Raw genomic sequence first — 20,671 nt, 5'->3', positions numbered from 1 at the left:
TCTAATGGAACGTCCATGGATCGGTCTTATACTTGGAGACGAGATGAGATTGATCCTTTTTTATGGGATCTACAAGAGAGGCTGATGCAAAATGATTATTGGGGTACCTAAGGAAATAAAAAATAATGAGTTTCGTGTTGGTATGACGCCTAGTTCCGTCCTTTCTTACAAAAAAGCAGGGCATGACATTATAGTCGAAACCTTAGCTGGTCAAAGCATTGGATTCACGGATGAAGATTACATAGGGGCAGGTGCAACCATCGTTGCCTCAGCCGCTGAAGTATGGTCGGCAGATATGGTCGTTAAAGTGAAAGAACCACTTCCTGAAGAGATCAGCTATTTTCACGAGGGTTTGATTTTATACACGTATTTACACCTTGCACCTGAGGCCGAATTGACGCATGCCTTAGCTCACAAAAAAGTGACAGCAATCGCCTATGAGACCATTCAATTGGACAATGGCAGCCTTCCGCTGCTGACGCCAATGAGTGAAGTGGCTGGACGCATGTCCGTTCAGATCGGTGCTCACTTTCTGGAGAAAGCGCATGGCGGCAAAGGCATTCTGCTAGGCGGTGTACCGGGAGTTGAACCAGGTAAGGTAGCTGTCATCGGTGGCGGGATTGTTGGTGCGAATGCGGCGAAAATGGCTATCGGGCTTGGTGCCGATGTCAGCATCGTTGATTTGAATCCGGATCGCCTACGTCAATTGGACGATCAGTTCCAAGGACGCGTGAAAACGATTATGTCCAATCCTTACAACATCGCCGAGGTTGTTCGTCGCGCTGATTTGGTCATTGGGGCTGTCCTTATTCCAGGAGCTCGAGCACCGCGTCTCGTGACGGAAGACATGGTCAAAATGATGAGCCCTGGCAGCGTTATCGTTGACGTAGCGATTGATCAAGGTGGGTCCATCGAGACGATAGATCGTATTACCACGCATGATCAACCGACTTATGTGAAGCATGGGGTCATTCATTACGCGGTGGCGAACATGCCAGGAGCGGTTGCACGTACGTCCACGCTGGCTCTGACAAATGTGACGACACCTTACGGTCTGCAAATTGCAAGCAAAGGCTATGCGCGTGCAGCTTTGGACAACAAAGCTATTGCAAAAGGCATCAACGTGGCCGCAGGTCATGTTACTTACCAAGCCGTTGCAGAGGCACATGGCTACACGTATACGGATATTTACTCGCTTTTAAAGTAAACGTAAACGATTTTGAACAAAGGAGCTTCCGCAAATTGGCGGGAGTTTTTTTTATATGCGTAAGTAGGTGTAATTTCGGAGGAAATTGGTTAATTTATCTTAAAAAGGTACATCTAGGAGGACATAAATGATGATCGAATCATCTTTTGAAACATTTCCACAATTTCCGGAATCGTATTGGTTAGCCTCGACTGAACGCCCTTCATTTTCTAAGCTTCGTTCAGATTTGAAGGTTGACGTGACCATCGTAGGAGCAGGTATTACAGGCATTTCAACGGCCTATCTGCTTGCCAATCAAGGGCTTAAAGTGGTTATCGTAGATGCTGGTCAAATCATGAACGGAACGACAGGGCATACAACAGCGAAAATAACCGCTCAGCATGATCTCATTTATCAAGAATATCTCGCGCATTTTGGTCGAGAGAAGACGAAGCTTTACTATGACGCTAACCTTGAGGCTCTACAATTTATTAAACAAACGATTAAAACCAATCACATTCAATGCCAATTATCAGATGAAGATGCCTACATTTATACCACTTCAGACGACTATGTAGAGAAAATTTCCTCCGAATATAAGGTCTACCAGGAATTGGGAATTACTAGCAGATACGAGGATCAAGCACCGCTTCCGTTTTCGACCAAGGCAGCTATTGTAATGGAGAATCAAGCGCAGTTTAATCCTGTTCCGTTTTTAACCTATTTAGTGGAGCAATTCATTCGTAAGGGCGGTCAAATTTATGAGCAAACTACGATCAGTGGGGTTGAAAAGGGAAAGCCTGCGGTTGTAAAAACGAATGATGGTCATCGAATTACTACAGATTACGTCGTATCCTCCTCCCATTTTCCGTTTAATGATCGAAATGGTTTCTATTTTGCCAAGCTGCACGCAGAACGTTCCTATGCTGTAGTAGGAAAAATAAGCAAAGACATCCCCAATGGGATGTTTTTAAGTGCTGAAAGCCCAAAACGTTCTCTTAGGTCTGTGCAAATAAACGGAGAGTCGATGCTTTTGATCGGCGGACAAGGTCATAAAACGGGGCAGGCCTTTTGTACATTCCAAAATTATGATGCGTTAAAAACGTTTGGTGAAGAGGCTTTCGGATTAAAGGAAATTGCCTATCGATGGTCAGCGCAGGATTTATATACGCTCGATAATATGCCCTACATTGGTCAGGAGCTTAAGGATGAACCTAATATTTTCGTTGCAACCGGTTTTCGTAAATGGGGGATGACTTCGAGTATCGTGGCAGCCCTGTTAAATTCGAAGCTGATTTTGGGAGAACCAAGTCCCTATCAGGAGCTTTTCTCCCCGTCAAGATTCAAAGCAGATCCGAGCATAAAGACATTTATCATGCAAAATGCCAATGTGGCTAAGCATCTAATCGCCGGTAAATTTGAAATGGTTCATAAAGAAGTGGAAGATTTACAAAAAGATGAAGGGGCAGTTGTCAAGGTTAACGGAAAAAGAGCAGGTGCCTATCGAGATTCTGAGGGAGCCCTGCACTTGGTGGATACAACCTGCACCCATATGGGCTGTGAGGTGGACTGGAACGAAGCCGAAAGAACGTGGGACTGCCCCTGCCACGGATCCCGCTATTCCTACGAGGGTGAAGTGATAGAAGGTCCGGCCAAAAAGTCGCTGGGGAAGGTTCAATAATCAAAAGTAGAAAGGCTGTCCCAGCCGGTCTGAGAGGACCGCAGGGACAGCCTTTAATATGACATTGATGGTTATGTATTAGGAGATTCTGGCTAATAGGCATCGGATGTAGACTGCTTATAGAGGAGAATTATCATGTTTAATAGAATCAAATGGATCAATATAGCTGCTATTATTGGCGGTTCTGCCATTATTGCTTTTGGTATCAATTATTTCAATCTTGCAAATGGGCTGGCAGAAGGGGGGATAACCGGCCTTGCTCTTTTGCTCAAATATGTGCTCGGATGGAACCCGGCATGGACGAACCTACTCATTAATATTCCGCTTATTCTTATCGGTTGGAAAATGCTCGGACGCATTAGTTTCATTTATACAGTTGTTGGGATGTTATCGGTTTCGCTATTTTTGTGGTTGTTTGAGAGTTTTTCCATGCCAATGCCTGATCCTCTGTTAGCTTCGTTATACGCGGGAGGGATTGTTGGACTAGGTTTTGGTATTGTTTTCCGTTTCGAAGGGATGACAGAGGGGACCGATATCATTGCACGTCTGATGCAGAAGCACTATGGGATAGGGATCGCGAAGACCATTCTAGCGCTAGATTTCGTCATACTGCTGTTATCGTTGATATATCTGGATCTCACGCGAGCGATGTATACGTTAGTTGCGATTATCGTTGGTGCAAGAGTCATTGATTTTGTGCTGGAGGGTGCTTCCGGCGCGCGAGCGGCTTTTATTATAACACTCAAACCGGATCTGATAGCCAATACGATTATGACGGAATTAAATAGAGGGATTACTTTTCTTGAAGGAAGAGGCGGCTATACAGGCAAACAAAGAGAAGTGATTTATTGTATCGTAAGCCGCAAAGAAATCATCAAGCTGAAAACACTCGTACATCGCGTTGATCCATCCGCTTTCGTTACTTTCAGTGATGTGAGGGAAGTGGTCGGGAATGGATTCGCTAAACAAGATTAACAAAAAAACAGCCCGTCCCTGAAAAGGGCGGACTGTTCTATCTCTGCTGTTTTCTTAGAACGCAGGCACGATTGCACCTTTGTATTTATCTTCAATGAACTTTTTCGTGTCAGCGGAGTTTAGTTCCTTAGCAAGCTTTTGCATCGCTTCGGAATCCTTGTTGTCCGGACGGGAAACGACGATATTCACGTAAGGTGAATTTTTGTCCTCAATGAACAAAGCATCCTTCGTCGGATTTAGATTCGCTTGAAGTGCGTAGTTCGTATTGATCAGAGCCAAATCAAACTCACCGATCGTACGTGGCAGCATAGCAGGGTCTAATTCTTTGATTTGAAGTTTCTTTTTGTTTTCTAAGATATCTTGAACCGTACCTTTGATGCCAACGCCGTCTTTCAGTTTAATCAAGCCGTTTTTCTCCATTAGTGCAAGCGCACGGCCGGCATTAGAAGGATCGTTAGGAATAGCGACTGAAGCGCCATCTTTCAACTCTGCAGCGGCTTTCACCTTTTGGGAGTAAGCGCCGAAAGGTTCGATGTGAACGCCAACTACTTTAATGAGATTTTGCTTTTTATCTAGGTTATATTGATCCAGGTAAGGCTGATGTTGGAAAAAGTTAGCGTCCAATTGTTTTTCAAACACTTGTACGTTCGGTTGAACATAATCATTAAACTCAATAACTTCAAGCTTAACGCCTTGTGTTTTCAATTTGTCTTTCAAACTATTCAAAATTTCGGCATGAGGGACTGAAGATGCACCGATTTTAAGTGTAACTTCTTTTGCGGAAGCTGGAGTAGCAGAGGCAGCAGGTGCCGAGCTTGCAGGTGTTTCAGCGGGTTTCTGTCCGCATGCTGCAAGTGCAAGCACAACGAATAGAGTCATTAAAGATAGTGTAAGTTTCTTCATGATGAGATTACCTCCAAAATAATATGTTTTATTTGCGGTTAAATTTGGCGACCAAACGGTCTCCTAGCATTTGCAGGAACTGAACGAATAGAACGAGAATGATGACGGTCACAATCATGATATCGGTACGGAACCGCATGTAGCCGTAGCGAAGGGATAGATCACCAAGCCCGCCGCCGCCAACGACACCTGACATAGCAGAGTAGGAGAGCAGGGCAACAGCCGTCACAGTGACGGCTGAAATCAGACCTGGGCGAGCTTCCGGCATCAGGACGCGCCAGACGATTTGCCACGGCGTGGCGCCCATTGACTGCGCCGCTTCAATGACGCCGCTGTCGATCTCGCGCAGCGCGGTTTCAACCAGCCGCGCGAGAAACGGCGCGGCTGCGATAACGAGAGGCGGGATCGCGCCTTGGACGCCGATGGTTGTATGCACGATTGCCTTCGTTATCGGAAAAACCGAGATCATCAAAATCACGAAAGGCACAGAGCGCAGGATGTTCACGATCAGCGAGAGCATTCCGTAAAGCGGCAGATTTTGCAGCAGCTGCCCCTTGGAAGTAAGAAATAAAATGATGCCCAGTGCCATACCGATGATGACAGTGAAAAAGAGCGACCATCCCAGCATGACGAGTGTATCGCCAGTTGCTTTCGTAATTTCGGACCAGTTAATGTCCCAGGTCATATTCATTGGTTGAGCACCTCCACGTCGATTCCTTCTTGCTGAAGTTTGGCAATCACAGAATCGATTTCTTCTTGGTGTCCGCCTGTTAATAGGGCAACCAATTGACCGTAAGGTACACTTTTCATGGAAGAAATAGTACCCTGAAGGATAGCAAAGGACACATTCGTCGACTTGACGGTTTCGAACAAGATCGGTTCATATGTTTTGGCACCGATGTAGGTAATTCGGATCACCGTTCCGTGCTTTTCTCCCTGTTTCATCATCGGATCCTGATCTGAACCTTGTGAGAAATCAGAAACTTGTCCAACGAACTCCTTCGTAACCGCATGCTGGGGCTTCAGGAATACATCAATCACTTTCCCGGTTTCGACGATCAAGCCTTTCTCCATAACAGCAACACGGTCACAGATCGCACGAATGACCTGCATCTCATGTGTGATGAGAAGGATCGTAATGCCAAGCTTTCGATTAATATCGAGCAGCAGCGCAAGAATGGCATTCGTTGTCTGAGGATCGAGCGCTGAGGTCGCCTCGTCGCAGAGTAGGATATCCGGATGATTGGCCAAGGCTCTTGCAATACCGACGCGCTGCTTCTGTCCGCCTGACAGCTGGCTTGGATACTTATGCGCGTGTTCCTGCAAACCGACTAAATCGAGCAGCTCCTTAATACGCGTCTGGATCGCCCCTTGCCCCATCCCAGCTAACTTCAGAGGAAAGGCGATATTTTCGGCAACGGTAGAAGAAGAGAGGAGATTGAAATGTTGGAAAATCATCCCGATTTTACGGCGTTTCGCTTGCAGCTGCCTAGAATCCAGCTTTGTCATTTCTTCTCCATCAATGTGGATGCTGCCAGAGGATGGTCGCTCCAGTAGATTTACACAACGCAGTAAGGTACTCTTCCCTGCACCGGAGTGTCCGATGATGCCGAATATTTCCCCGCGATCGATATGTAAATGGATCTGCTGGATGGCCGGTACACGTCCCGGTATATCCTCATATACTTTTTGTAAATTATCGATATGAATCAGGATGAATACCTCCTATTCCATGCAAATATTGGTGATTGTATATTTTGACCAACGGTAAATCATTTTATAAGAAATTACAAGCGGATGCAATGTCTAAAATGTGGAAAATGAAAGGTCACTTTGCATTGACGCTCCATTTATTTGCATATAAACTGAGGTTAACCGTTTCAATTTTGAAAGAGAGCGCTTAAATAACGTGAAAACAGCATTTTTTTAAGTTTTTCTATGGAGGTAACAAAATTGACAAATTTGCAACAACGCCAAAATGAGATCATGACCCAAATTGCCGCAGCGGCAATCAATCAGCCTCTTTTAGACAGCGGATTATTATTTCATCACGATATCCGAGATAATTTCTACTATGCTTCTTATTTATTTGCAGCTTCTCATGAAGAAGCTATCCCATTTGACGGGGATCGCGAACAGGCGAAGATCAAGGCTGAGGGCATCCTGCTTCATGTACTTGAACTCCAGGACCAGAATGCAGAGAGTAAAACCTACGGTCATTGGCCCTTACATCTAAGACCTACTCCACAAGAAGCACCGAAAAATACACTTCCTGTTGAACTAATGGGGAGTCTGATGGTTTATTTCTATCAGCGCTATTCAGAAATTATGAGTGTATCCCTGCGAGGCTCATTTACTTTAGCGCTGCAGCATATTTATAGAAGTAACTTTTATCGAATGCCATCTGAACATTACAACCATCATGAAGCGAAATATACAGCGGCTAAGCTTATTTTCGGACAGCTTTATGAGGATACGGCATTGCTTGAGGATGGCTGCCAAAGCTTGCGCAGTACGCTGAGCCGGGTTACTTCGATAGGTATGTCGGAGTATGGAGGGTTACCTTGGTTCTGGCACTGGATGCAGGCTTTTACGTGCGCTTGGGAGCTTATGAAGGACGCAGAAATTAAAGCCGAATTAGCTCGTTTATTGGACTACCTCTGGGAGGTTCGTTCGACGTATTATCTGGGAGGGGCATGGGTGGGCCCGCATTCGCGGATATGGCCGCATGATATGCCGAAGGACACCAATGTGCTGCACGATTATGTCCAGTTTGGCGATTTCAGATTGCCTGATCACATGCCTCGAACCGAGTATGCAGGTTTTATAGCGTATGAAGCTTCGTCAGAAGTCCAACGTAAGGCCTTACATCGTGCGGCTCCGGTGGAAGTTACTCGCAGAGTTCCCAAACAAGCAGCTCTAGCCGTTAGCGATAACGATGTGCTGCACAGTTATGTATATATCACAGAAAGCTTTGCGCTAGGCGGTATGTGGGAGCGTGTACAGGAGTTTGATAATGAACAACATCGCTGGGATGTAGCCCTTCCGTTAGATGCGGTCCAGGGTGTGAATCATTTGTATTTTTTTTACCCAGGTCTAGGCTATGCAGAAGGAGATTTACGTCATCAAAGCGAATATTCAGAAGTGCTTTTTCATCAAAATGCCTTGATCGCTTCCTATCAAATTCCAGATGGTCAGCCTGAATTCATTATGGGATGTCTGCCTGTAGGAGATTGGATAGAGGAACCGAACGGACTGTTTGGATTAAGTGGTGATGTTTACATGGCTGTTTATGTGCAGCAGTCCTTTCAAAGGGAAGCACGTGAAGATCGATCCGTTGTCACAAGCAAAGGAAGAACGAATTCGGTAGTTATCGAGTGCATCGACCAGAAAACAGCTGAAACCCTTCAGATAAGGGGTATACAGCAATTTGCGAATGTGATGAAGCAGAAACAACCGGTTTATACACTGTCGAGCGAGGACGATTTGCAAATCACCTATTCGACTTTAAAGGATGAAACGATGGTTTTATGCGGTGGCTTACATATTGATAGGAAGATCATCAGACTTGTGAATGGCGAAGCTGTTGATTTCACTACCTATACGGTCGCTTGAAATTTATAGAAAAGAGGATATGACATGCCATTATTTGATTTTCCAATAGACAAGCTAGTTACGTATGAAGGACGTAATCCCCGCCCTGAAGATTTCGATTCTTATTGGGAGCGGGCAATCGCTGAAATGAAGGCAGTCGATCCTCAAATCGAACTTCGTCCGAGTGAATTTCAAGTGCCTTACGCCGAATGTTTTGATCTCTATTTTACAGGTGTCAAAGGGGCTCGTATTTACGCCAAATATGTTCGCCCTAAACACGTGGAAGGACCTCACCCAGCCATTGTGCAATTCCACGGCTATTCCGGTAGTTCAGGTGATTGGTCAGATAAATTACCGTATGCCGCTCTAGGCTACTCGTTCTTTTCCATGGATTGCCGTGGTCAAGGCGGTTTATCGGAAGATGCGGGTGGTGTGAAGGGAACGACGCTTCGCGGACATATCGTTCGCGGCTTAGATGATCACCCTGATCAACTATTGTACCGGGATATTTTCCTTGATACCGCTCAACTCGCAGGCATTGCGATGAGCATGCCTGAGGTTGATCCCGATCGTGTTGGCGCATTGGGTGGCTCTCAAGGAGGCGGCTTGACGATCGCTTGTGCTGCATTGGAGCCTCGCATTAAGCGGTTAGCGCCAGTTTATCCATTCCTTAGCGACTATAAGCGCGTATGGGAAATGGATATGGCGAAGGATGCCTATCAGGAACTGAAGGACTTCTTCCGCCGTCACGATCCACAGCACAAACGCGAAGATGAGATATTCACAAAGCTAGGCTATATTGACATTCAGAATCTGGCAGATCGTATCCAAGGTGAGGTTCTGATGGCCGTAGGTCTAAGCGACACTGTATGCCCGCCGTCCACGCAGTTTGCTGCTTACAACAAAATCAAGTCGAAAAAGCAGTTTGAGTTATATCCGGATTTTGGTCATGAAGGTTTACCTGGCTTCACCGATAAAACCTTGCAATTTATGTTGGGCCTTTAAAATGAAATGCCTCTCACATCTTCGTGATGGAGGGGCATTTTTGTTTATCTATGCTGCTGTCGGTACTGGCTGGGCGTGCTACCTGTCATCTTTTTAAAAAGCTGGTTAAAAAACTTCATATCCTGATAGCCGACACCAGCAGCGACATCGTTGATTTTGTGAGCGTTTGTTCTTAACTGCTGACAACAGGCTTCAATTCGCGCGTGCTGTACATACTCCATGAAGGACATTCCCGTATGCTTTTTAAGCTGGCGATGAAGCTGACGCTCGCTGATGGACAATCTTGCGGCAGCTTCCGTAAGCGAGATGGGGCTGCTGCAATGCCCGCGAATATGGGCGAGAAGACTATCTAAGTCCTGAAGGCTCGCTTTGGACGCTTCCGGTGTGAAATCCATTTTGGAGCGATACATGTAAACAAGAAGCTGTGCCACACATGTTTGTAAAATCGTCATAAAGCCGCTGCGATGGGCGTTATATTCGAAATGTAATCGTTCAAAAAGAGGCTGGAATTCCCCATTGCGTTCTTTAAAAGAAAGCCAAGTAGATTGTTCGGTTGCCTGAGTGAATAGGATGTTAAATTCCTCTTTACTTCCATTCAATTGCGAGTGAAATAATTGGTTCAACCATTCCTGGGTGAAAATGCAATTGTAAACCACGAGGTTTTTTTTCTGCGCAATCGATGATGGGCGGAACACATGGGAGACGCCAACAGGAATGAAGAAGAGATCTCCTTTGGAAACGGGTAATGAGGTATTGTCGATGTAATGTGCACCACTGCCCTCGGCTACATAGCTAATTTCAATGAAATCATGCGTATGCTGCAGCATTTCAAACGATTCGTGAACTCGGTTGACGTAAAGCGGAAGTTCCGGAAGGAAAAATTGATCGCCGGGCGTTTCGATAATGCTTCGTTTAATAGTCATTTCGTTTACTCCTTTTATGTCAATTAAGACCCTAATGAATGTCGGAATTAACCCTAAAAATGAGTACGCTCTCATCATAAAATAAAGGCATCGAAGTAACAATCATTATTTTTGGTGGAGGCAGCTGAAATGAGACAAGTAGAAACCGACTGGCAAGCTCAATGGGTTTGGGGGAATGGTGAAGTTAGTCCGCGAAACGAGTGGCGGTGTTTCAGAAGAACATTCAATGTAGGCGCTACAGGTTGGGGAGCCGCAAAGATTTCCATAACGGCTGATTCGCGATACGCTTTATATGTGAATGGAACCAAAGTGGGACGAGGACCTGTTCGTTCATGGCCATTCGAGCAGTCCTATGATACTTACGAAATTGGACACTTGCTGCACAAAGGACAACCTAATGTGATAGGGGTCATGGTGCTCCATTTCGGTGTGTCCAATTTTTACTATTTGCGCGGACGCGGCGGTTTGTTAGTGCAAGTGGAGAGTGAGCATGAGGGTCATTCTGTCGTAGAGTTGGTGTCGGATGAAAGCTGGAAAACCTCGCTGCATCTTGGGTATGATAGCCGCTCTGGGCGGATGTCGTGTCAGCAAGGCTTTGCTGAGCGGATGGATGCGAGCGCTTGGCCAGCGGATTGGTATTTGCCAGATTACGATGATTCTGCATGGGGTCAAGCCTCTATCGTTGGAGCTGTTGGTACAGAGCCTTGGAGCAAGCTTGTGCCAAGAGATATTCCATTCCTTACAGAGGAACTTGTGTGGCCAGTTCGTATCGAATCCCTCCACCAGGTAAAGCCCGTTGCATGGACGGCCTCGATTGATGTCCGTAATCAAATGGTGCCAGAGAGTGTGAATCATGCGAATCCAGTGGGTTTTGCTGGTTTTATGGCAACGGTAGTGAGAACCGAGAAGGCAGTAAAAGCGGTGTTAGGAATCGTTCAACCGAGCACGGTGAAGGGATGTAGTGTGAATGGAGAGTGGCTGGATGCTGAGCGTTATACGGGTGTATTGCCGGAAAGGTATGCCGAGATTGAACTGAAGGCAGGAGACAATCTCATTTTGCTGGAAACGACCGGTGTTGACCATGGCCGAACGCTGCAGTTGGGGATTGATTGCGATGCTTATTTCGAGGTCGTTTCTCCGTTAGGGGAGGCAGCCATTGATACGTCGCCATTTATTTCAATTGGTCCTTTTGCATCTTTTGAATGCATTGATCACCAGGAAAGCAGTGACTCCTTGCACCCATATGAAGGATTTGGGTCTTCTTCAGCGGGTGATCGAAAGGATGAATTGGATGCGGATACCTATCGCGCTTTTAATACGTATGTGGAGATTCGTAGTTTATCTACTGCTAAGGACCTGAGCCGTTATACGGATTGGATTCGCCCTTTCCCACTGGAATTGGTGAGCAGGGATTCTATCTTTGCGCTCAGTGTCTGGAAAAAAGAAGCGCTGGCGCAAGCTGTGCCTTACCCTCTGCAGCAGGTAGTTATCCCAAGTGTGAATCCTGCAATATTGCCGAGATATGAAGGGGCAGATACGGAATTTATCCTTGATTTTGGCCGTGAGTTATCTGGATTTATCCAATTCGAAGTAGATGCTTCTGAAGGAACCATACTTGATTTCTATGGCTATGAATATATGCGTGATGGTTGGCGTCAAGATACGTTTGATTTAGATAATACCCTGCGGTACACGTGTTCGGAAGGACGTCAATCGTATACCTCTTATGTGCGGAGAGGATTCCGATATTTGATGATTACGGCAAGGAATGCTGCAAGAGCAGTCAAAATGTACGGTGTTCAGCTGCAGCAAAGTAATTATCCCATAGCAGAAATTGGCAAGTTTCAAAGCTCTGATGCACTTTTGAACGATATATGGCAGATTAGTAAGCATACAACTAGACTTTGTATGGAAGATACATTCGTTGATTGTCCCGCTTATGAACAGGTTTTCTGGGTTGGGGACAGCCGCAACGAGGCTTTAGTTAATTATTACGTGTTCGGAGCTACGGAGATTGTCGAGCGTTGTTTACGATTAGTGCCTGCTTCCAGAACCCAAACACCGTTATACGTGGATCAGGTTCCTAGTGGTTGGAGCAGCGTTATCCCGAACTGGACGTTTTTTTGGGCGCTGGCCAGCTGTGAATATTACGAGCATACAGGAGACGAGGTTTTTGCGAGAGACTTATGGCCGCATATTCGTTTTACCCTTGAGCATTATGAACAAAAACTTGATGAACGTGGATTATTGTTCATAAAAGGCTGGAACTTGCTGGACTGGGCACCGATTGATCAGCCGAATAATGGGGTGGTGACCCACCAAAATATGATTCTGGTCAAAACGCTGCGAAGCGCGGCACAGTTGGCGAAAGCCGTTGGCGATGTGGGAGAAGCAGCTGAATATGAGGGGAAAGCGCTTCGTCTGAGCCAAGCAATTAACAAGCATTTATGGAATGAGGAGCGCAGTGCATACTTGGATTGTATCCATGCGAATGGCCGTGCTTCGACTGTTTTTAGTATGCAGACGCAGGTTATTGCCTACTTGTGTGGTATCGCTGAAGGAGAACGTGCTGAGCAGATGAAGACATATTTGTTTGCTCCGCCGACGGATTTTGTTCAAATCGGCAGTCCGTTTATGTCCTTCTTTTATTATGAGGCTCTCGCGAAAATGGGCCGTATGGGTATTGATCGCATGATTACAGATATGCGGAAGCATTTTGGGCAAATGATTGAATATGACGCCACGACTTGCTGGGAAATGTACCCGAATTTCGCGGAAAATAGAGCAAACCCTGACATGCTTACGCGCAGTCATTGTCATGCGTGGTCGGCAGCGCCAGGCTATTTCTTAGGCGCGCATGTACTTGGTGTCACTCCCGCCGACAAAGGCTGGCGGAAGGTCGTTGTAGCCCCGCAGCCTGCGGATTTGCAGTGGGCGAGGGGCACTGTTCCGCTGCCGCAGGAGGGACGGATCGATGTCGCTTGGCGACTCGAGGAGGAAGGACGCGTGATGCGGCTGCAGGTTTGGGCGCCGCGCAGCGTGGATGTGGAGATCCGCATCCCAGACGGCATGGACGGGATTGTGGAGCGTCACGAAGTGTGATGCAAAGAGACGCCGGCTGGTGTGGCCGGCGTCTTTGTTTGGATTTTTTATTCTAAAGCTGCTAAAAAGAGCACACATATGCTTTCCACGACTTTTTAAATCCATCTGAGAAGGCCGAAAAAGACGGTTCAGATCGCAGTGAGAGGAGTATTCGCTCGGAAATTGGGCTGAAAGGACCAAAAAAGTCTTCTCAGAGGTGAGTTAACAATTAACTCCAGCCGAGAAGGCCGAAATAGGCGTTTCAGATCCAGTGAGAGGAGTATTCGACTGGAAATTGGGCTGAAAGGACCAAAAAAGTCTTCTCAGAGGAGAGTAAACAGCTAACTCCAGCTGAGAAGACCGAAATAGACGGTTCAGATCCAGTGAGAGGAGTATTGGACCGAAAATTGGTGCTGAAAGGACCCAAAAAGTCTTCTCAGAGGAGAGTAAACAGCTAACTCCAGCGGAGAAGACCGAAAAGGACATTTCGGGTCCTAGATGGGGGGGATTAACCTGCAATTTACTGAGGTTAAACTTAGTTTTCGGCGTAACAGCCAAGGGCTAACACTTATGCATCAAGCCTTTTTCCTCCGGTACACCCGCTCCGGTCGGCCGACCACGCCGTAAGACAGGTCGGCGTATAAATCGCCGGAGCTGACTAAGTGCTCGAGGTAGCGGCGGCCGGTGGAGCGGCTGACACCGATTTCTTTGGCGATTTGATCAGCGGTCAAGCCGCCGGATGCGCTAGATATCGCCTGTACGATTTTTACCAAGGTTAGCTTATCAATCCCTTTGGGTAGGAAAGAGGTGTCCAAATTGGTTTCTTTCTTGGAAGTTCCAGACATAAGGCGATCAACATCACTCTGATTGATCATACCGCTTTGGTTCATCCGCCTCAGTTCACGATGGAAATTCAGATAGCGCACTAGCGTTTCTTGAAGCCGGTTAAAGACGAGCGGTTTGATGATATAATCAAACGCACCGCTGCGAATTGCGTCACGAATGGCGTCTATTTCTTTGGCAGCGGTGATCATAATGACGTCAGTTTCCCGGTAATGCTGCCGAATAAAGGAAAGCATTTCTAAGCCGTTGGCACCAGGCAAGTAAACATCGAGTAGGACGAGATGCGGGGTCAGTATTTCCAACTGTTCCTTGGCTTGACCCAGATCCGTGGCGATACCGACAACATGGAATCCATCTACTTTTTCGATGAATCGTCTGTTAATCTCGGCAATTTTCACATCATCTTCAACAATTAATACTTCAACGGTTTGATTCTGGTGTTCCATAGGACAGACTCCTTTCTTTGAGATCAGGGATCTTGGGAATCGCAACGGTGAAAATTGTGCCGCCTGCGGGGTTTTTATGAAAGGTAATGTACCCACTCAACTTTCCGACGGCATGTTGGACAAGTGCAAGTCCAATGCCGCGATGTTCCCCCTCTTTGGTCGAAAACCCTTTTTCAAATACAGCCATACTCGTCTCCTCAGGAATTCCTACGCCTCGATCCTCGCATTCGATAATAAGATCCTCACCAAGGTCGGTTAGAAATAATTTCACATACGGTTCTGTTTGATCACCACCAGCAAGTACTGCTTCCATGGCATTGTCAACGAGGTTACCAATGATGGTGACGAGCATATTTCGATCAATCTGAGCCGGGATGTCGCTGAATGAGCTTTCGTGATCAATTTCGAAGGTTATCTTTAATTCCTGTGCATGATTAAATTTGCCAATGAGCAGCCCGCCAATCATGGGATCTGGGATTTCCCGCATAATGAACTGTACCCAATTCTGATGCACATCGGCCTCCCGTGAGATAAGTTCGACAGCTTCTTGATACGATTCGAGTTGGATAAGCCCAGAGATGACATACAGCTTGTTCGAAAATTCATGCGTTTGTGCGCGAAGCGCCTCTGCAAAGCGTTTGACCTGAGACAGTTCTTCGGCCAATTGATACAGCTCGGATTTGCTGCGAAAGCTCGAAACTGCACCGGTCACGCCTAATTTTCGTTCAATAATCGGTACCCGATTCACAATGACCTCATGGTCGCCAATGAGCATCTCATGGTCAAATTCGGCTTTACCCGAACGAACGACTTCATACAATCTCGTATTCGGTATAATGTCCTCAATATGTCTTCCAGTAATCTTAGCCGTGACAGGCAGCTGCAGCAGCTGAAGCGCATAGCGGTTTGCCATCGTAATAATACCCTCACGATTAACTGCAATGATGCCTTCGCGAATGGACTCTAGAATTGCCTTCTTTTCGGTATATAATGCGCCGATTTCCTTGGGCTCCAAGCCATGGATGGAACGCCGGACATTATGGGCGATGAGGACAGAGCCAACAAGGCCAATGATGAGAACGATCAAAGAGATCATCTCAATTCGTGTTTGATACGCAGTCGTAATTAGTGCTATGTCCTCTGTCAGGAAGCCAACGGATACGATACCGATCACCTGGCCATTATCGCCAAATACCGGAGCTTTGCCGCGGAGTGAGGGACCCAGCGATCCAATAGCCTTGGAGATGATGGATTGCCCCGCGAGAACGGGACCATTATCTCCCCCAACCATTTCTTTGCCTATTCGGTCAGGCAGGGGATGCGAATAACGGATACCTTCGCGGTTCCCTACAACGATGTATTCCGCATCTATTTTCTCACGTACCGTCTCCGCAATGGGTTGAATCACGGCCGAGGGGTCATTTAATTGAAAGGCATGCCTTATTTCAGGCATACTAGCCACGGTTTCGGCTACCTTCAAGGCGCGTGTACCAATCTGATCTTCAAGGGCGGAAGTCATTAGATAATAGAAAATGCCGCCTAGACTAACGATGATGAAGACAAGCAGTGAACAAATAATCAAGATTAGCTTAGTTTGCAGCCTCATTCCCTAATACCCCCCCTGTTTTTGCTAGTATTGTATCATAAAGCGCTCTCATTTTGAGGGAAAACGCATTGGAGCCGTCGTGAACAATATGAACAAAATGCCCAAAACGATGTTATTATAATTAATCTTGTTAAACTTCTCAATTTTCTATTCAGGTGATATTCTGAAAGCGCTTCAAAGAAAGCGGAATCACGTATAACACCAAAAAGTTGGAGGGGTTTCATTTGATAAAAAATGTTCTAGCAGCATCTTTGAAAGTAACATCGATCAGTTTATTAGCAATCTCCTTGGCAGCATGCGGTAATGGGGCAGCTAAACCAACAGACGCAACAGGTGACAAGGCCAAAGAAACAACAGCACCAGCACAAGCGGCATCCAAATATCCTGAAAAAGCGTTGAGCATCATCGCGCCATCCGGTGCAGGCGGCGGTTGGGATATGACGGCTCGTACGATTGCCAAAGTATTGACGGAAACGAAAGCGCTTAATAAGCCGATTTCGGTTGAAAATAAGCCGGGTGGAGGCGGTGCCGTCTTCATGGCGGAATATGCAACAAAAGATGTGAAAGACAATTACAAATTGTTCGTTAGCTCACCACCGATTCTCATTAACCACCTGAAAAAAGAAGGTAACACGCCATACGGCTATGGAGACACAACACCACTTGCTCAATTGACGAAGGATTATGGCGCGGTTGCGGTTGCGGCAAACTCGAAATATAAAGATTTGAAATCACTGCTGGATGATATGAAAGCTGACCCTACGAAACTGACGGTTGCTGGCGGTTCTGCACCAGGCTCCATGGATCATCTGGTTTCCATTCTTCCAGCTTTTAAATACGGTATCGACCCGAAAAAGGTGAAATACGTATCCTATGATGGCGGCGGGGAAGCGGTAACAGCTTTGCTCGGCGGTAATGCGGATGTGCTTGGTACCGATGCTTCTTCCTTGGACCAATATGTGAAATCAGGCAAGATTAGAGTGCTTGCGGTTGCAGCTCCACAACGGCTTGGAGGCAGCATGAAAGATGTTCCAACGATGAAAGAGCAAGGTGTTGACGCTGAGTTCTTAATCTGGCGCGGCTTCTTCGGACCTAAGAATATGGACGCTGGTGCGAAAAAGTTCTGGGAAGATACGATCAAGAAAATGGTTGATTCCGATTCATGGAAAAAAGAAATGACAGGGAACAACTGGGAAACAGATTATAAAAAAGCGGATGAATTCAAAGCTTTCCTAGTGCAGCAAGAAACGCAATTGAAAGATATGCTGACAGCTTTGGGTATGCAGAAATAAGAGAGCTTAGGGATGCTGGGGGTTAGCGAATTTGCTCTCTCCCCATGCACCAAGGGCAGGAGGTTGAGAAGCAAGATGAATACCATGTTTGACCGTTATGCAGGTATCGTTTTTTTCGCTATCGGCACCGCATTTGTGATCGGCAGCAGGAGCATTTCAACAAGTGCATACGGCAGTAATGTAGGCGCAAATATATTCCCGATGATGCTGGGTTCTTTCTTAGCATTAATGAGCATTCGTCTCATTTATGAGACGTTTCGCAAGCAGCAAACGCAAAAACGTAAAGAAAATTTGGATTACAAAAGATTTGGTATCATTTTCGTTTCAGCGGTCCTGTATGCGTTATTTCTCGAAGATATCGGATTCGTCATCTCCACGTTTCTCTTTTTAATGATCGGGTTTCAATCGATGCAAAAGGGGAGAGTTTGGGTTTCGCTTTTGATCTCGGTTGCATTTTCATATGGGATGTATTCTCTATTCGTGAATGTGATGGATGGGTCACTTCCTGGATTCCCAGCTTGGTTAGGCTTCTAAGATAATGCTTACGTAGTTGAGTTTGCTAAAGCAAACTCTAAGGAGGTAATGAAATGGGCACGATTGATTATGTGCTTCATGGCTTGGGTACTGCCATGCAGTGGCACAATGTCATGTTTGTTTTTCTAGGCGTTTTGATTGGTACAGTGGTAGGTGTCCTACCCGGGATTGGACCTATGAGCGGTGTTGCTCTACTAATTCCGATTACAGCGACAATGACCGCAGGATTAGGTCCTGAAGAAGCCGCGACGAGCTCCATTATTCTACTCGCCGGCGTCTATTATGGAGCGATGTACGGAGGTTCGACGACGTCCATCCTGCTGAATACACCGGGAGAATCTTCTTCCGTCGTAACCACCCTAGACGGTTATCAAATGGCTAAACAAGGCAGAGCCGGGGCTGCGCTTGCGATATCGGCGATCGGTTCCTTTGCTGCTGGCATTATATCTCTAATTGGCCTTATCTTCCTTGCTAGGCCCTTGTCGGCTGTTGCCATCAAGTTTGGTCCTGCCGAATATTTCTCACTCATGGTTCTCGGCTTACTCGCAATCAGCGGTCTAGCTGGTAAATCGATGGTCAAGGCTTTAATGATGACCGCTTTCGGACTGCTGCTCGCAACGATCGGGATTGATAATGTATCCGGCGTTGAACGATTTACATTTAATATTCCTGAGCTCTATCAGGGCTTGGAATTCCTTACAGTGGCCGTAGGTACATTCGCTGTCGGTGAAGTGTTCAAGACCATTCTACAGCGAGAAGGAAACGATGGTGAATTGGCCAAAATCAATCGAATCCTACCGACCAAGCAGGATTTGAAAGATAGCGCGGCACCTATCGCTCGAGGCTCAGTGCTTGGATTTTTCATCGGGCTTCTACCTGGAGCCGGTGCCATTCTTGCCTCCTTTTTCGCTTACATTGTAGAAAAGAAAATCAGTAAAAATCCCGAGAAATTCGGGAAGGGCGCCATTGAGGGTGTAGCTTCTCCGGAAGCTGCGAATAATGCGGCGTCAGGCGGTGCCATGATTCCACTTTTGACACTTGGCATTCCTTCATCCGGGACAACTGCTATTCTGATGGGTGCATTCATTATGTACAATGTTCAGCCGGGTCCTTTGCTATTCCAAGATCACCCGCAGCTCGCATGGGGCGTTATTGCCAGTATGTTCGTGGGTAACTTGATGCTGCTTATTCTGAATATGCCGCTCGTCAAAGTGTTTGCCAAAGTTATTGAAACACCAACGAAATACTTGATTCCATTAATTATCGTGTTTTCCGTATTCGGTGTCTACGCAGTTCAATATTCAACGTTTGATTTGCTCCTAATTATGGGCTGCGGTCTTGTCGGGTACTTCTTATCGAAAAATGATTACCCGTTAGCGCCATTGGTACTTGGTCTTATTCTTGGACCAATGCTGGAAAATAACATGCGCAGAGCATTGACCATTTCGAATGGAGATTTCATGATTTTCTTACAAAAACCTGTCTCCCTCGTTTTCTTGATTATTGGTTTCTTATGGTTAACGATCCCTTTAATCTTGAAGATGAGAGGCAAAAATGTTCTTGTAAACGAAGAAGGATAAGCTGGACGTAAACCCCTATGATGCTGGGTGGAGCTCTGATACCAATCAACCTCTATCGGTAGATTAGGGGTTTCATTTCATGGAGTGAAATTCAGATGGACGTACTATTTCTTATCGTGCTCAATGTCATTGTACCTGTATTTTTATTAATTGGAGCAGGGGCTTTTATGCATTGTGTTTTTCATTTTGATATGCATACCCTGTCTAAGCTCAATGCCTATTTCTTACTTCCAGCCGTCTCTTTTACGAATATTTATCAAAGTAAGCTGGAGTGGAGTACGCTGCTGCAAATCGTTAGTTTTTTGCTTCTGCAAAGTATCACTCTTATCGCGTTAAGCAAAGGAACAGCAAAGCTGGCTAAATTTGATAAAAGCTTGTCCTCCAGCTTTTCGAATAGTGTAGTACTTAGCAATTCGGGTAATTTCGGCTTGCCGGTGTCACAGCTTGTGTTTCAGGGCAATCCGGTCGGCTTGTCTGTTCAAGTTATTGTAACCATCTATCAAAACCTTTTAACCAATACATATGGATTGGTTAATGCTGTTTCCGCGCAAAGCCAAGGACAAAAGATGCTGCGTGAGCTTTTGAAAAACCCCATGATTCTTGCATTTATACTTGGGTTGCTGATGCATATTCTAGCGATTCCAATACCGGCATTCTTATGGCATCCGCTCCAGAATGTATCTAATGCCTTCCTTGCAATAGCACTAGTTACACTAGGTGCACAGAGTGCTTACTTGCAGTTTAAGCAGCTTAGCGGCGCACTTATTTTCAGCCTTATCGGTAGACTTCTTGTCTCGCCGATTCTCGCACTAATCTTGATTTTACTGCTTCATTTAGAGGGGACAACCGCACAAGCCTTGCTTATCGCCAGCTCGTTTCCCACGTCAAGGAACAGTGCGGTATTTGCATTAGAATACGGGAATCACCCGGAATACGCAGCTCAAGTGGTACTGCTCTCTACTTTGTTCAGCAGTTTGACTGTTACCGTAGTCGTGTACGTATCGAAATTATTATTTTAGGCA

The 20,671-nt window shown here is 46.1% G+C and carries 16 protein-coding genes; 10 read left to right on the top strand and 6 right to left on the bottom strand.

Translation table 11 applies throughout. From position 1 onward, the window contains the following. The first annotated feature begins 91 nt into the window (after window positions 1-91). From ald to QFZ78_RS10345, 3 genes are all read left to right on the top strand, one after another. Complete coding sequence (gene ald, locus QFZ78_RS10355; RefSeq protein WP_307547188.1) at window positions 92-1,207, top strand: alanine dehydrogenase; 1,116 nt, start codon at window positions 92-94, stop codon at window positions 1,205-1,207. 127 nt (window positions 1,208-1,334) lie between these two features. Next, window positions 1,335-2,867 (top strand): FAD-dependent oxidoreductase, encoded by a 1,533-nt coding sequence (locus QFZ78_RS10350; RefSeq protein WP_373460040.1) that lies wholly within the window; start codon window positions 1,335-1,337, stop codon window positions 2,865-2,867. A gap of 135 nt (window positions 2,868-3,002) precedes the next feature. Next, on the top strand, window positions 3,003-3,842 hold the full coding sequence (locus QFZ78_RS10345) for a YitT family protein (RefSeq protein ID WP_307547185.1): 840 nt from the start codon (window positions 3,003-3,005) through the stop codon (window positions 3,840-3,842). Window positions 3,843-3,896: 54 nt separating this feature from the next. On the opposite strand, the gene QFZ78_RS10340 is transcribed toward QFZ78_RS10345, so the two are convergent. From QFZ78_RS10340 to QFZ78_RS10330, 3 genes are read right to left on the bottom strand one after another with little or no spacing between them, the layout of a single operon-like run. Beyond that, complete coding sequence (locus QFZ78_RS10340; protein WP_307547183.1) at window positions 3,897-4,745, bottom strand: MetQ/NlpA family ABC transporter substrate-binding protein; 849 nt, start codon at window positions 4,743-4,745, stop codon at window positions 3,897-3,899. A gap of 28 nt (window positions 4,746-4,773) precedes the next feature. Beyond that, window positions 4,774-5,436, bottom strand: coding sequence for a methionine ABC transporter permease (locus QFZ78_RS10335; protein ID WP_373461016.1), 663 nt, complete (start codon window positions 5,434-5,436; stop codon window positions 4,774-4,776). Beyond that, entirely contained in the window at window positions 5,433-6,458 is a 1,026-nt protein-coding gene (locus QFZ78_RS10330) for a methionine ABC transporter ATP-binding protein (protein ID WP_307555614.1), read from the bottom strand. The genes QFZ78_RS10335 and QFZ78_RS10330 overlap by 4 nt, the downstream gene beginning before the upstream one ends. A 240-nt stretch (window positions 6,459-6,698) precedes the next feature. Between QFZ78_RS10330 and QFZ78_RS10325 the strand changes: the two genes are divergently transcribed. Both QFZ78_RS10325 and QFZ78_RS10320 read left to right on the top strand, forming a co-directional pair. Then, window positions 6,699-8,360, top strand: coding sequence for a hypothetical protein (locus QFZ78_RS10325; protein ID WP_307547181.1), 1,662 nt, complete (start codon window positions 6,699-6,701; stop codon window positions 8,358-8,360). Between the two features lie 24 nt (window positions 8,361-8,384). Next, complete coding sequence (locus QFZ78_RS10320) at window positions 8,385-9,344, top strand: acetylxylan esterase (RefSeq protein WP_307547179.1); 960 nt, start codon at window positions 8,385-8,387, stop codon at window positions 9,342-9,344. Window positions 9,345-9,388: 44 nt separating this feature from the next. Here QFZ78_RS10320 and QFZ78_RS10315 read toward each other — a convergent pair whose 3' ends face one another. After that, a complete protein-coding gene (locus tag QFZ78_RS10315) occupies window positions 9,389-10,267 on the bottom strand; it encodes a helix-turn-helix domain-containing protein (RefSeq protein WP_307547177.1) in 879 nt (292 codons plus the stop codon). Between the two features lie 129 nt (window positions 10,268-10,396). Between QFZ78_RS10315 and QFZ78_RS10310 the strand changes: the two genes are divergently transcribed. After that, complete coding sequence (locus tag QFZ78_RS10310; RefSeq protein WP_307547175.1) at window positions 10,397-13,369, top strand: family 78 glycoside hydrolase catalytic domain; 2,973 nt, start codon at window positions 10,397-10,399, stop codon at window positions 13,367-13,369. Between the two features lie 554 nt (window positions 13,370-13,923). Here the strand turns inward: QFZ78_RS10310 and QFZ78_RS10305 are convergent. Next, complete coding sequence (locus tag QFZ78_RS10305; RefSeq protein WP_307547173.1) at window positions 13,924-14,637, bottom strand: DUF977 family protein; 714 nt, start codon at window positions 14,635-14,637, stop codon at window positions 13,924-13,926. After that, window positions 14,612-16,243, bottom strand: a complete 1,632-nt coding sequence (locus QFZ78_RS10300) for an ATP-binding protein (protein WP_307547172.1) — start codon at window positions 16,241-16,243, stop codon at window positions 14,612-14,614. Before QFZ78_RS10300 ends, QFZ78_RS10305 begins: the two co-directional genes overlap by 26 nt. 227 nt (window positions 16,244-16,470) lie before the next feature. On the opposite strand from QFZ78_RS10300, the gene QFZ78_RS10295 reads away from it, so the two are divergent. From QFZ78_RS10295 to QFZ78_RS10280, 4 genes are all read left to right on the top strand, one after another. After that, a complete protein-coding gene (locus QFZ78_RS10295; RefSeq protein ID WP_373460388.1) occupies window positions 16,471-17,535 on the top strand; it encodes a Bug family tripartite tricarboxylate transporter substrate binding protein in 1,065 nt (354 codons plus the stop codon). Between the two features lie 75 nt (window positions 17,536-17,610). Continuing rightward, entirely contained in the window at window positions 17,611-18,069 is a 459-nt protein-coding gene (locus QFZ78_RS10290) for a tripartite tricarboxylate transporter TctB family protein (RefSeq protein ID WP_307547168.1), read from the top strand. Between the two features lie 53 nt (window positions 18,070-18,122). Beyond that, window positions 18,123-19,649: a tripartite tricarboxylate transporter permease gene (locus QFZ78_RS10285; protein ID WP_307547167.1), complete on the top strand. Its 1,527-nt coding sequence runs from the start codon at window positions 18,123-18,125 to the stop codon at window positions 19,647-19,649. Window positions 19,650-19,744: 95 nt separating this feature from the next. Next, window positions 19,745-20,668 (top strand): AEC family transporter, encoded by a 924-nt coding sequence (locus tag QFZ78_RS10280; protein WP_307547165.1) that lies wholly within the window; start codon window positions 19,745-19,747, stop codon window positions 20,666-20,668. Window positions 20,669-20,671: the final 3 nt, after the last annotated feature.

It is taken from the genome of Paenibacillus sp. V4I5, from assembly GCF_030817255.1.
Lineage (GTDB): Bacteria > Bacillota > Bacilli > Paenibacillales > NBRC-103111 > Paenibacillus_E.
The sequence above is the reverse complement of the archived record's forward strand: the minus strand, read 5'-3'. Positions and strand labels throughout refer to the sequence as shown.